Genomic DNA, 12,379 nt, shown 5'->3' with positions numbered 1-12,379 from the left:
TCCGCTTTCCTCCAACTGCTAGACTGATGGCTTCACCCGCACCCCGGAAAGTCCTCTGTATGCTCAAGCCAAGCGACATCGCTATCGTCAGTGGGGCGCGCACCCCGATGGGCCGCTACTGCGGCAAGCTGCGCGACTTCACCGCCATGGAGCTTGCCGCCGTGGCCGCCAAGGGTGCCATTGAGCGCGCCCAGATGGACCCCTCCGAATTCGACCATGCCATCTTCGGCAACGCACTGCAGACCTCCTGCGACGCGCTCTACGGCGCCCGCCACGTCGCCCTGCGCGCCGGATTGCCGATCGAAACGCCGGCGCTGACCGTCAACCGGCTGTGCGGTTCGGGCATGCAGGCCATCGTGAGCGCGGCGCAGATGATTCAACTCGGCGAAGCGCAGCGCGTGCTGGCCGGCGGCATGGAGTCCATGTCGCAGGCGCCGCATGTGATCCGCGGCGCGCGCTGGGGCCTCGCGCTGGGCGAAAGCAAGATGGAGGACTCGCTCATGGTGGCGCTGCTCGACACCTGGTGCGGCCTGCAGATGGCCAACACCGCCGAACTTTACGGAGAGCAGCAGGGCATCACGCGCGAGATGCAGGACGAGTTCGCGCTGCAATCGCAGCAGAAAGCCGCCGCGGCACAGAAGGCGTGCCGACTGAAGGAAGAGACCGTGCCCGTGCCGCTGAAGAACCGCAAGGGCGAGCCCTCGGGCGAGATGTTCGAGCAAGACGACCACCTGCGTCCTGAGACGACGATGGAAGGTCTGGCCAAGCTGAAGCCCTCGTTCGGCAAGAACGGCACCGTCACCGCCGGCAACGCCAGCGGCATCGTGGACGGCGGCGCGGCGGTGGTGGTCATGTCCGTGGATGAGGCGCAGAAGCGCGGCAAGAAACCGCTGGGGCGCATCGTGAGCTGGGGCATCGCCGGAGTGGAGCCGAAGTTTATGGGACGCGGCCCGGTGCCGGCGACTCGCATCGCGCTGGAAAAAGCCGGGCTGAAGCTCGAAGACATGGACCTGATCGAGGTCAACGAGGCCTTCGCGGCGCAGTACCTCGGCGTGGAGAAAGAGTTGGGCCTCGATCGCAGCAAGGTGAACGTGAACGGCGGCGCGATTGCGCTCGGCCATCCGCTGGGCGCCAGCGGCACGCGCCTGATCATCACCATCCTGCACGAGTTGCGTCGCCGCGGCGCGAAGTATGGGCTGGCGACGGCCTGTATTGGAGGCGGGCAGGGGATTGCGATGATTGTGGAAAGAGGTTAATGATCACGAATACGCAGCAAACATTCGAGGGTGAAGGGCGGCTAATCTGTAGAGGTCTGCCTACACTGCGTGTGAGCTACAGAATGAGGAAGAACTTCAAGATCACTTCACTGCCCGGTGGAGGCCAATCCAGGCCGAAGCTCACGAGCGCAAATGGAAAGATCACTCCTGTTGAGCCCGTGGATTTAATGCCGTATGTGGACGCGCCAGAATGCCTGCTGCAAGACAGTGAGCACGAGTTCCGGATCTCTCTGACCGGCACTGACGGAACATTCATTTCTGGCTAGAATCCAAGTCGCTGCCAAATGAGACCGGCGCAGGAGATCGCTAAGGTCGGATCTACTCAAATGGAAAACGAACGAGACGATATCTGGAAGGAAGTCGTTCTTGCAGACGAGCGCGCAAGACAAGGGCGAGTGGACCGCTTAAACGTACTGAACATCGGAATCTCGACCGACCCGATCCCGATTCCCGCGCTGGCCGCGGAATACTTTGAAGAGGCGCGTCTATGTTGGTACACGGGTGCTTACATCGCAGCCATCCTGATGGCGCAACTTTCATTTGAAGAATTCTTTCGGTCGCATTACCGCGCGGTATTCGGGGTTGGCGGCAAACTTAAATCCGGTTCGACAATTGACCGCGCTCAGTTCTTCGATTTACTGAATGAAGCCAATCAAGACGGAACCATCACGCAAGAGGAATTCTGTCGCCTAGATGGAATTCGTAAGGCTCGCAACGCATATGTGCACACAAAGGATAGTGTGCCATCGGATGTAGCGAAGCCCAACTTCTTTGATCAAATGCTCAAGGTATCTGCACCCCACCTTGTCGGAATTAGCGCGGAAAACGAAGCTCGCACATCCATTCAGACATTGGTCGAACTGTTTGCTCCAATTTGTGCACGATCATTCGGGTTGACTCACACCTCAGCAAGTACAGAGGCATGATATGGACATTCGAAAAGTTGGTGTTCTCGGTTGTGGTCTGATGGGTTCCGGTATCGCGCAAGTCACGGCCACTGCCGGGTTCGACGTCACAGTGCTCGAAGCCGAGCAGCGCTTCCTCGACAAAGGGTTTTCCGGAATCGAGAAGTCGCTCGCCAAGTTTGCCGAGAAAGGCAAGCTCAAGGAAACGCCGGAGGCGATCCGCGCGCGGCTCAAGGGCACGCTCAAGCCCCAGGACCTGGCCGACTGCGACCTGATCATCGAAGCCATCATTGAAAACGTGGAAGAGAAGAGGAAGATGTACGCCTCGCTCGACGCCGTAGTGAAGAAGGACGCCATCTTTGCCAGCAACACTTCTTCCATCTCGATTACCGAGCTGGCGGCGGCCACCAAGCGTCCCGACCGCTTCATCGGCCTGCACTTCTTCAATCCCGTTCCGCTGATGCAACTGGTGGAGGTGGTCCGCACCATCACTACCGCGCCCGAGGTCTTCGAAACCGGTTACGCCTTCGCGCAGAAAGTCGGCAAGGTGCCGGTGCGTACTAGCGACAAGACCGGGTTCATCGTCAACCGCCTGCTGGTGCCATACATGCTCGACGCCATCCGCGCTTACGAAGAGGGCGTGGGCTCCATCACCGACATTGATACGGCCATGAAGCTCGGCTGCGGCTACCCCATGGGCCCGCTCACTCTGCTGGATTTTGTCGGGCTGGACACGACCTACTACATCACGCAGGTGATGTTCGACGAATTCAAGGAGCCGCGCTTCGCCTCGCCGCCGCTGCTCAAGCGCCTGATCATGGCCGGCTGGTACGGCAAGAAATCCGGCAAGGGGTTTTACGACTGGTCCGATCCCGCGAAACCCGTACCGATGAATTTCTGAGCTAGTAACATGGCAAGGATTGCCATACTTGGTTGGGGCTCCTTGATTTGGGACAGGCGCGATCTGCCCATCGATGGCGATTGGCGATTGCACGGACCTGTCTTGAAGTTGGAGTTCTCTCGTAGGTCTGCGGATGGGAGACTAACGCTCGTCATTGATACGACGAATGGCCAGAAATGCCCCACTCGATTCGCCGAGAGCGCCCGGCGCAACCTGGAAGATGCGATTTGCGACCTGCAGCATCGTGAAGGAACTAGCAGAGAGTACATCGGAGCGATCGAAACCAAGTCGCGTCCTTCCGATACAACACCTGAGCATGAGAGACAAATCTGGTGCTGGGCAGCCGAAAACAGATTCGATGCAGTGATTTGGACAAATCTTCCCCCAAGAGTTCCAAGAGAGTGGAAAGAATTCTCAGTCACGGCTGCCGAGGAGTACCTGAAGAATTTGCCTGGAGTCTGCCAAGGCCGTGCCCGGGAGTATCTGATCAAAGCACCGCCTGAAGTTGATACTCCGTTACGCCGTCGTCTTCGTACCTGGTTGGAGAAATCATGAGCTACGAGAACATCACTTACGAAAAGAAAAACGCCATTGCCTACGTTACCATCAACCGGCCCAAGGTCCTCAACGCGCTCAACATGGCAACCATGGAAGAGCTGCGCACGGTCTTCCACACCATCAAGGCCGACGACAGCGTTCGCGTCGTAATCTTTACCGGAGCAGGCGAAAAGGCGTTTATCGCGGGCGCCGACGTTAACGAACTGGCCAAGCACAACGCCGTCGAAGGCAAGGCATACACGCACAAGGGCCAGAGCGTGCTCAATCTGATCGAAAACCTGGGCAAGCCGGTGATTGCCTGCATCAACGGCTTCGCGCTGGGCGGTGGCTGCGAGATCGCCATGGCCTGCACCATGCGCCTCGCCAGCGACAACGCCAAGCTCGGCCAGCCCGAGGTCCATCTCGGCATCATTCCCGGCTACGGCGGGTCGCAGCGACTGCCCCGCCTGGTCGGCAAAGGCATCGCCATGCAAATCGTGCTTGCCGGCGAGATGATCACCGCCGCCGAGGCGCATCGCATCGGGCTGGTGAACGAAGTCGTGCCGCAGCCGGAGCTGATCGCGCGCGCCGAAGCCATCGCGCAAAAGATCATCGCCAACGCCCCGCTCGCCGTGCAGTACGCCATGGAGGCGGTGAATCGGGGCATGGAGATGACGCTGCAGGAAGGTCTGTACCTGGAGGCCACGCTGTTCGGCGTCTGCTGCGCCACCGAGGACAAGACCGAGGGCACCAAGGCGTTTCTGGAAAAGCGCGCGCCAAACTTTAAGGGAAAGTGAGAATCAAGAAGTCAGAAGTCAGAATGAAGAATGGCTTGCTACCGGCATTCTTCATTCTGACTTCTTAATTCTTCATTTCTGCGTGTCGCCGTGTCTCTGTGGTAGCTTCTTTTTGCATGATCAAGTCCCTCCACAAGCTGCTGGTCGCCAGGCGCGAGGCGGACTATCGCGCGCTCGTGGATTTTTTCGACGCGCTCGGGCTGACGCGCGGCGAATCCTGGGACGGTCGGCGGAGCAAGGGAATAAAGTTCGAAGCGCGCCAAGCTGGCGTTGAGATCGGCATCGGGGAAGGCTTCCCCGACACCGACCTGGTGATCGAAACCGACAGCGCCGACGTGACCTACGAGATCGCCGGCAAGCGCGGCTTCAAAATTGCCGCCGACATTACTGACACCGACTGGGGAGGGCGCCTGTTCACCCTGGAAATACCGGCCGGCGCCGGCCGCCTGACGATCTTCTCTTATAAGGAAGACTGGCGCGCCGCCAACACGCGCGAAGGCAAGCTGAACGCTACCGGCTTGCGCTTCGCCATCGTGGTCGGACGCTTCAATGCGCTCATCACCGACCGCCTGCTCGCCGGGGCACAGGACGCGCTTCATCGTCTGGGCGCGGATGCGAAAAACATCACCACCGTTCGCGTGCCCGGGTCGTTTGAAATCCCGTCGGCGGCCCGCACGTTGGCCGAAACCGGGAAGTACGACGCCATCGTCTGTCTCGGGTGCCTGATTCGCGGTGAAACGGATCATTACGAAGTCATTGCCAACGAGGTGACGCGCGGCATCGGCCAGGCAGCGCAGGAGACCGGGGTGCCGCATGCCTTCGGTGTTCTGACCTGCGACACGCTGGAGCAGGCCATTGATCGCGCCGGGCTGAAAGCGGGCAACAAGGGTTACGACGCTGCCCTGGCGGCGGTGGAGATGGCGCAGTTGAAGATGGTCGATGGTCGACGGCCTGCGGTCGACGGCTCGCGCATCAAACGTTCCGCGTCGTCGCGCGCGGCGAAACCACATTCAGAGAAGAAGAGTAGGACTGAGAGAACGAAAGCGGGTTCACGCCGCCGATAGCTTTGGCAGCAATTGGCCGTTGACCGCAGACCGTGGACCGTCGACTCATATGGGTTCTCGCCGCAAATCCCGCGAACTGCTGTTGCAGATGCTGTTTCAGTGCGACATGGGGAAGCAGTCCGTCGAGCAGGTGGACCAATCGTTCTGGGCGGAGCGCGACGTAATCAATGACGAGGTGCGCGGCTACACCGAAGACTTGTTCCGCGTCGCCGGCGACCGCCGTGAAGAAATTGATCGCCTGATCGAGAAGCACGCGGTGAACTGGCGCATGGCGCGCATGGCCGCCGTGGACCGCAACGTGCTCCGCGCCGCGGTGGCGGAGTTTTTTGCAAAGCCGGAGGTGCCGAAGGTGGTCATCATCAATGAGGCGATTGAGATCGCGCGCCGCTACTCCACGCCCGAGTCGGTAAACTTTGTTAATGGCGTGCTTGACTCGGTCGCCCGCCACTTAGATAAAAAAGACACCTAGAGATTTTTCATCGCACCATTTATTGTTTCGCGGTCTGCGGTTGACGACAAGAACCGATAACCGACAGCCATGACCTTTTCCGACGAAGCCAACGAAATTGTTGCCGAACTGATGGGCGCCCTGCCGGCGCCGGTGCGCGACGCGGTCAAGGACGCCATGGAAAGCCGCGCCGAGTCGCTCGCCACCGACGACGCCGAGGACGAAGTCTCAATGGAGACTGCGGTCCGCGCTTTCATCGAAGCCACACCCGGCGACCTGCGCAACCGCCTCAAGCATACCCTCACCTACCACGGGATTGATCCGGAGGATTACCAGGAAGCGTTCAGTTCCTAGCGGGCTGCGGGCGCCAGGCTCCTGCTGCCGAGAGCGCGGTTCGCGTTTTGCCTGAAGCCTGAAGCCTTTTGCCGGAAGCCTATTTCGGTCTCACCGCCACCAGGTCCGGCGTGAACGACACGCCGATCTGCTGCACGTCGGCGCCGGTGGCTGGATCTATGCGGTGGACTTTATTATCGCTGGCTCCGACGTAGATACTCTTGCCGTCGAGCGTGGCCCCGCCGGTAAAGGGGCTGGCGCCCCCAACCAGCGGAATCGCGAACGGGGTAAGGGTCGAGGTGTTCAGCCCCAGCAGTTGTCCGAGATCGCTGGTGACGAACGCCTTGGATCCATCCGAAAGCAGGAACAACTGCCGCGCGGTAAATGCTCCGACGCCGAAATCCACCCGGGTGAGCGCGTCCGACAACGACGGTGGGCAGCCCACGCGGGTTGTTGCCGGCGTGAGCACGTCCATGCCGGGTGACTCCACCGCCAGCACTTTGCCGGCGTCCACCAGCGAGCGCACGAACCTTGGTGTTCCCGGCGTGGTCGCCGTGTCGGCGAGCGAATTATCGCAGGCGGCACGCGCCGTCACTGCCGGTCCCGCGGCGCCGCCCGCCAGATAGGCGAACGCGCCGTTGGCGAGGAACTTCACGTCATTCGCCACCCCGCTCAGCCCGACAATCCTGAAGGTACCCGGTGTCCAGAAGTACAACGTATTGCCGGCGACGATGTACGCTCCGCGGCTGTCCGGGGTGAAGTCGGCCGCCGTCGCACCACATACACGATGTTGGAGCCCGCCACGATCACCCGGTTACTGTCCGGCGAAACCGCGACCACGGCTCCGGTTATGCCCACGTTCTGCGTCACCGTGTTGGTGGAGGAATCCAGCGCCATCAAGCCGCCGCTGCTGCCCAGGTACCCCGTCGTGCCGATGGCATTGAACAAGAACGAATTCGGAGTCGAAGGCAGGGTGATTGCGGTGCCTGCAGCGTTGCTGGTGGAATCGATCGGCACCAGCGATGTCGAGCCGGTTCCGCCGGCGTAGATCGTGGTGGCCGACGTTCCCCCAACCGTACCTTTTACCACGTTGCTGTATACCGAGGACAGGTTGACGTTGCACGACCCCGCGCAACTCGCCGTGATCCCCACCGTTCCCGGCCCCACTGCCGTCACCAGGGCGGCGCTATTCACGTTGGCCACTGACGCCCGCGAGCTCGACCAGCTCAGCGGTGCGCTGATGGAATTGCCGTGCTTGTCCACCAGGTCTGCCGTCAGGTTGACCGTGTTCCCCGCGGCGCCCAGCGAGAAAGTTGTGTCCGGCCCGCTGGCGAGGTGAACATTGATGCTCTGCACCGGGCACGTTATCCAGGTCGCCACCACGCTCTTCACATTCGCTACCGTCGCCACGATTCCGCCTTCGCCGGGAGTCTTTGCCGTGACCAGGCCGTTAGCGTCAATCGTGTCCACGTCCACCGACAACGTTGACCAACTGAACGGGCCGACACTGGAGGTGATGTCCACGCCGTTACTGAAAGCCTTGGCCGACATCTGTTGCGTCTGCCCGGACGAAACGCAATCGACCACCGCCGGGCTGGTGGTCACCCGGTCCACGTGCAGGTGGGTGTACACCGGGATGGTGGCGGTGATCGCGCCCGAGGTCAGGGTGATGTTGGCAGTGCCCGGTTGGAAGCCGGTGGTATCGCAAACGATGAAATTCGTGTCCCACTTGCCGGCGCACACCGCGCCCGCCGACGATACGGTCGCCACCGCCGTGTTGCTCGAGGAGAAGGTGATGGTCGGAAAATTTGTGATTGGCGAGCCGCTGGAGTTCACCACCGTGCCGGAAGCGGCGGCTACATCGCCCAGGTTCAACGACAGCACTGCGGGGTTCACGGTAATGGAGCTCGGAGTGTTGGCCGACGAGCTGCTGCTGCCGCCGCCGCATCCGGCGAGCGCTATCATCAGCACCAAAAGTACTGCCGCCACTATGCTCCGTGCCTGTCGCCGGGAGCCTGAAGCCTGAAGCCTAAGTATGACTGCCCACCGCCGCATGCTTCCTCCCCGTCCAACCCTCCGGCCGGACGGTATGTTTCACTTGGTGCTGGGAAAGAATTCAGTGTAGAAGCTGGTGAGATTTTCGGCAACTTGAGCCGTTTTGCGGGCGTGAGCGACCCGAGGCGCAGCCGAGGCAGCGGGAGCCCGCAGGCGAAATCCAGAGCGTCGCGAGGGATCTCCGGTTGACGCTTCCCGCCCGAGTTGCTATATTTGAAAGGTTCTGCGAGTTGGGTTTGGCTTGCTTGCAGCGGCTGAGCTGTAGAAGGTTCGCCCGAGGACCACGGGGAGTCGTATTCATCAGGTCCGCTAACAGGGTGCCCTCGCTGAAACGCTCCTGCGCTGCCTCACCGTCTTCGGTGGGGGTATGCAGGACGAGAAAGACGAAACGGATCACCTACCGCTTCGGCTCGGTGACACCGTCGTCCTTCCCAGCCTCAGGAAACTAACAATCTCCCGCCTTGCTGCGGGAATTATGGCGGCCTCAGGCCTGCCAGCATGGAAATGCATGAGCGCGTGGCGCTGAGCCGGAGATGTGCGTGCCCGCGAAGGAGTCTCAGAGTGCCTACCTTCAACCAGTTGGTGCGCAAGGGGCGGACGGCCCCCAATTACAAGACGGCTAGTCCGGCGTTGCAGTCCTGTCCGCAGAAGCGCGGCGTCTGCACCCGCGTCTATACCCAGACGCCCAAGAAGCCGAACTCGGCCTTGCGCAAGGTCGCCCGTGTTCGTTTGACCAACGGCATCGAGGTGACCACCTACATTCCCGGTGTCGGCCACAACCTGCAGGAGCACTCCATCGTGCTCATTCGCGGTGGCCGTGTAAAAGATTTGCCGGGCGTGCGTTATCACGTGATCCGCGGCACTCTGGATGCGGTCGGCGTCGCCAACCGCAAGCAGAGCCGCTCCAAGTACGGCGCCAAGAGGCCAAAAGCCTAAGTACGGTGCTAGCGCCCGAAGGCTTAGTGGGTAGGGCACGGCTTTAGCCGTGCCGCAAGAGTCAAGCCAGATTCCGGGGCTTTAGCCCCTGAGGAGATGGTCAAGCGAATTTCACCTCTCGCTGAACAAGTAGAGAGCTGATAGCGGATAGCTGAGAGCTGACATGCCAAGAAAAGGACACACTCCCAAGCGCGATGTTGCCGCCGACCCGGTTTACGGTTCGACGCTGGTCACTAAATTCATCAACTCGATGATGTGGGGTGGCAAGAAATCCACCGCTGAGAGCATCTTCTACGACTCGATGAAGAAGATGCAGGAGAAGGGCGGTGACGAAGCCTTGAAGCTGTTCAAGAAGGCCGTCGAGAACTGCAAGCCGCTGCTGGAAGTGAAGACCCGCCGCGTCGGCGGCGCCAACTACCAGGTCCCGGTGGAGGTCAATCCCGACCGCCGTACCTCGCTCGCCATCCGCTGGCTGATCAGCTACAGCCGCGGCCGCGCCGAGAAGGGCATGACCGACAAGCTCACCAACGAGTTGCTCGACGCCGCCAACAACCGTGGCGCCGCCATCAAGAAGAAGGAAGACGTTCACCGCATGGCGGAAGCCAATAAGGCTTTCGCGCACTATCGGTGGTAGGCGGAAACACAGTAGGTGGAAGCGCAGTAGGTGGAAGCGCACGGCTTTAGCCGTGCGGACCATGGACACATCAAGTCGGGGCTTCAGCCCCGGCTCTTAACAAGTAGGAAGTTAGGTCAGACAGTGCCCCGACAGGTTCCATTAGATCGTTGCCGAAACATCGGCATTATGGCGCATATCGACGCCGGCAAGACCACCACGACGGAGCGCGTCCTCTATTACACCGGGCGCACGCACCGCATCGGCGAGGTCCACGAAGGCACCGCTGTGATGGACTGGATGGAGCAGGAGCAGGAGCGCGGCATCACCATCACCAGCGCCGCCACCACCTGCTTCTGGCGCGATGAGCGGATCAACATCATCGACACGCCCGGCCACGTCGATTTCACCGCCGAGGTCGAGCGATCCCTGCGCGTGCTCGACGGCGCAGTCGCCGTGTTCGACGCCGTGCATGGCGTCGAGCCGCAGTCGGAAACCGTCTGGCGCCAGGCTGACAAGTATGGCGTGCCGCGCATTTGCTTCATTAACAAGATGGACAAGATGGGCGCCGATTTCGAGCACGCCATCGAAACCATTCGCAAGCGCCTCAACGCCCGCCCCATCGCCATCCAGCTTCCCATCGGCAGCGAATCCAATTTCAAGGGCATCATCGATCTTTTCGAGATGAAAGCCGTGGTCTGGCTGGATGAGACCCTGGGCGCCGACTTCGAAATCCAGGACATCCCCGAGAATTTCAAGAAAAAATCCAACGCCTTCCATAACCAGTTGGTGGAAACCATTGTCGAGAACGACGACGACCTCCTGCGCAAGTACATGGAAGGCGAGACCATGACCCCGGACGAACTCAAGAAGTCGCTGCGCAAAAGCGTCATCGACCTCAAGCTGTTCCCAGTGTTGTGCGGCTCCGCCTTCAAGAACAAGGGCGTGCAGCCCATGCTGGACGCGGTCGTCGACTTCCTGCCCTCGCCCGCCGATATCCCGCCGGTGAAGGGCCTCAACCCGGAAACCGGCAAGGAAGTGCTGCGCCCCGCCGACGACAACGCTCCCCTGTCCGTGCTGGCGTTCAAGATTATGACCGACCCCTTTGTCGGCCAGCTCGCTTTCATCCGCATCTACTCCGGTCAGTTGAAGACCGGCGACAGCATCTGGTTGCCCGCCAAGGGCAAGCGCGAGCGTATCGGACGCCTGCTGAAGATGCACGCCAACAAGCGCGAGGAGATCAGCGAGATTTACGCCGGCGACATCTGCGCCTGCGTCGGGTTGCGCACCATCACCACCGGCGACACCATCTGCGACGAGCAGCAACCGATCGTGCTGGAATCGATCGTGTTTCCGGCGCCGGTGATCTCGGTTGCGGTCGAGCCCAAGACCAAGGCCGATCAGGAGAAGATGGGCGTCGCGCTCGGACGCCTGGCCCAGGAAGACCCGACCTTCAAGGTCAACACCGATCCCGACAGCGGCCAGACCATCATCAGCGGTATGGGCGAGCTGCACCTGGAAATCATCATCGACCGCATGATGCGCGAGTTCAAGGTCGAGGCCAACGTCGGCAAGCCGCAGGTCGCCTATCGCGAGACCATCCGCAAGGAAGCCAAGGCGGAAGGCAAGTTCATCCGCCAGACCGGTGGGCGCGGCCAGTACGGCCACGTCAAGATCAGGCTCGAACCCAACCCGGACAAGGGCTACGAATTCGAGAATGAAATTGTCGGCGGCTCGGTGCCCAAGGAATTCATCAAGCCGGTGGATCAGGGAATCAAGGAAGCCTTGGAAGGCGGCATTCTCGCCGGCTACCCCATGGTGGACGTCAAGGCCACGCTCTACGACGGCAGCTATCACGACGTGGACTCTAGCGAAATGGCCTTCAAGATTGCCGGATCCATGGCTTTCAAGGATGCCGCCCGCAAGGCCACCCCGGTGCTGCTGGAGCCGGTAATGTCGGTGGAGGTGGTGGTGCCGGAAGATTTCATGAGCGCCATCATCGGCGACTTGAACTCCCGCCGCGGCCGCATCGAGGGCATGGAACACCGCGCCGGATCGCAGGTCATCAAGGCCATGGTGCCGCTGAGCGAGATGTTCGGCTACGCCACCAACATGCGCTCCAACACCCAGGGCCGCGCCACCTTCTCCATGCACTTCTCGCGTTACGAGGAAGTGCCGCGCTCGGTGTCGGACGAAATCATTGCCCGCGTGCAGGGCAAGACGGTGAACCGGTGAACGTGGTGACGCAGGCAATGCGGTTCCGGCGTAATGCTGAACCAGCCTCGTAGGGGCAAGTGAAAATAGCCCGGCGCTTCAGCGCCGGGAACCGGAGAGATTGAAGACTGAGTCCAGTAGGGACGACACGGAGATAGGAATGGCGAAAGAGAAATTTTCCCGCACCAAGCCGCACGTGAACGTAGGCACGATCGGTCACATCGACCACGGCAAGACCACGCTCACGGCGGCCATCACCAAGGTTTTGGGCAAGAACAATCCGAACGTGAAGTTTCGTT

General features: G+C 60.9%; 14 protein-coding genes. 12 read left to right on the top strand and 2 right to left on the bottom strand.

The annotated features are described in order from the left end of the window. Window positions 1-59: 59 nt before the first annotated feature. The 8 genes from LAN64_14160 (at window position 60) to LAN64_14125 (ending at window position 6,283) form a co-directional block, all read left to right on the top strand. Window positions 60-1,256 (top strand): acetyl-CoA C-acetyltransferase, encoded by a 1,197-nt coding sequence (locus tag LAN64_14160; GenBank protein MBZ5568982.1) that lies wholly within the window; start codon window positions 60-62, stop codon window positions 1,254-1,256. A 347-nt stretch (window positions 1,257-1,603) separates the two neighbouring features. Further along, complete coding sequence (locus LAN64_14155; protein MBZ5568981.1) at window positions 1,604-2,203, top strand: hypothetical protein; 600 nt, start codon at window positions 1,604-1,606, stop codon at window positions 2,201-2,203. Between the two features lies 1 nt (window position 2,204). Further along, entirely contained in the window at window positions 2,205-3,083 is an 879-nt protein-coding gene (locus tag LAN64_14150; GenBank protein MBZ5568980.1) for a 3-hydroxyacyl-CoA dehydrogenase family protein, read from the top strand. A 9-nt stretch (window positions 3,084-3,092) separates the two neighbouring features. Next, complete coding sequence (locus LAN64_14145) at window positions 3,093-3,638, top strand: hypothetical protein (protein ID MBZ5568979.1); 546 nt, start codon at window positions 3,093-3,095, stop codon at window positions 3,636-3,638. Next, window positions 3,635-4,417: an enoyl-CoA hydratase/isomerase family protein gene (locus LAN64_14140; protein MBZ5568978.1), complete on the top strand. Its 783-nt coding sequence runs from the start codon at window positions 3,635-3,637 to the stop codon at window positions 4,415-4,417. The genes LAN64_14145 and LAN64_14140 overlap by 4 nt, the downstream gene beginning before the upstream one ends. 116 nt (window positions 4,418-4,533) lie before the next feature. Next, window positions 4,534-5,481, top strand: coding sequence for a 6,7-dimethyl-8-ribityllumazine synthase (gene ribH / locus LAN64_14135; protein MBZ5568977.1), 948 nt, complete (start codon window positions 4,534-4,536; stop codon window positions 5,479-5,481). Window positions 5,482-5,530: 49 nt separating this feature from the next. Next, on the top strand, window positions 5,531-5,950 hold the full coding sequence (gene nusB / locus LAN64_14130; GenBank protein MBZ5568976.1) for a transcription antitermination factor NusB: 420 nt from the start codon (window positions 5,531-5,533) through the stop codon (window positions 5,948-5,950). Window positions 5,951-6,019: 69 nt separating this feature from the next. Next, window positions 6,020-6,283 (top strand): DUF2621 family protein, encoded by a 264-nt coding sequence (locus tag LAN64_14125; GenBank protein ID MBZ5568975.1) that lies wholly within the window; start codon window positions 6,020-6,022, stop codon window positions 6,281-6,283. A 79-nt stretch (window positions 6,284-6,362) separates the two neighbouring features. On the opposite strand, the gene LAN64_14120 is transcribed toward LAN64_14125, so the two are convergent. Continuing rightward, window positions 6,363-6,929 (bottom strand): hypothetical protein, encoded by a 567-nt coding sequence (locus LAN64_14120; protein ID MBZ5568974.1) that lies wholly within the window; start codon window positions 6,927-6,929, stop codon window positions 6,363-6,365. Window positions 6,930-6,934: 5 nt separating this feature from the next. Then, window positions 6,935-8,251: an Ig-like domain-containing protein gene (locus LAN64_14115; protein MBZ5568973.1), complete on the bottom strand. Its 1,317-nt coding sequence runs from the start codon at window positions 8,249-8,251 to the stop codon at window positions 6,935-6,937. A 627-nt stretch (window positions 8,252-8,878) separates the two neighbouring features. Between LAN64_14115 and rpsL the strand changes: the two genes are divergently transcribed. The 4 genes from rpsL to tuf form a co-directional block, all read left to right on the top strand. Then, a complete protein-coding gene (rpsL, locus tag LAN64_14110) occupies window positions 8,879-9,253 on the top strand; it encodes a 30S ribosomal protein S12 (GenBank protein ID MBZ5568972.1) in 375 nt (124 codons plus the stop codon). Between the two features lie 163 nt (window positions 9,254-9,416). Beyond that, the gene (gene rpsG, locus LAN64_14105; protein MBZ5568971.1) at window positions 9,417-9,887 is read left to right on the top strand and encodes a 30S ribosomal protein S7; all 471 of its coding nucleotides are present in this window, start codon (window positions 9,417-9,419) and stop codon (window positions 9,885-9,887) included. Window positions 9,888-10,010: 123 nt separating this feature from the next. Next, on the top strand, window positions 10,011-12,101 hold the full coding sequence (gene fusA, locus LAN64_14100) for an elongation factor G (GenBank protein ID MBZ5568970.1): 2,091 nt from the start codon (window positions 10,011-10,013) through the stop codon (window positions 12,099-12,101). 139 nt (window positions 12,102-12,240) lie between these two features. Then, window positions 12,241-12,379, top strand: a 139-nt coding sequence (tuf, locus tag LAN64_14095) for an elongation factor Tu (GenBank protein MBZ5568969.1), incomplete at its 3' end; no start/stop codon positions are given.

This window comes from Terriglobia bacterium (assembly GCA_020073185.1).
In the GTDB taxonomy this organism is placed as follows: Bacteria; Acidobacteriota; Terriglobia; order Terriglobales; family Acidobacteriaceae; genus JAIQGF01.
This window is presented reverse-complemented; position numbering and strand designations above follow the sequence as displayed.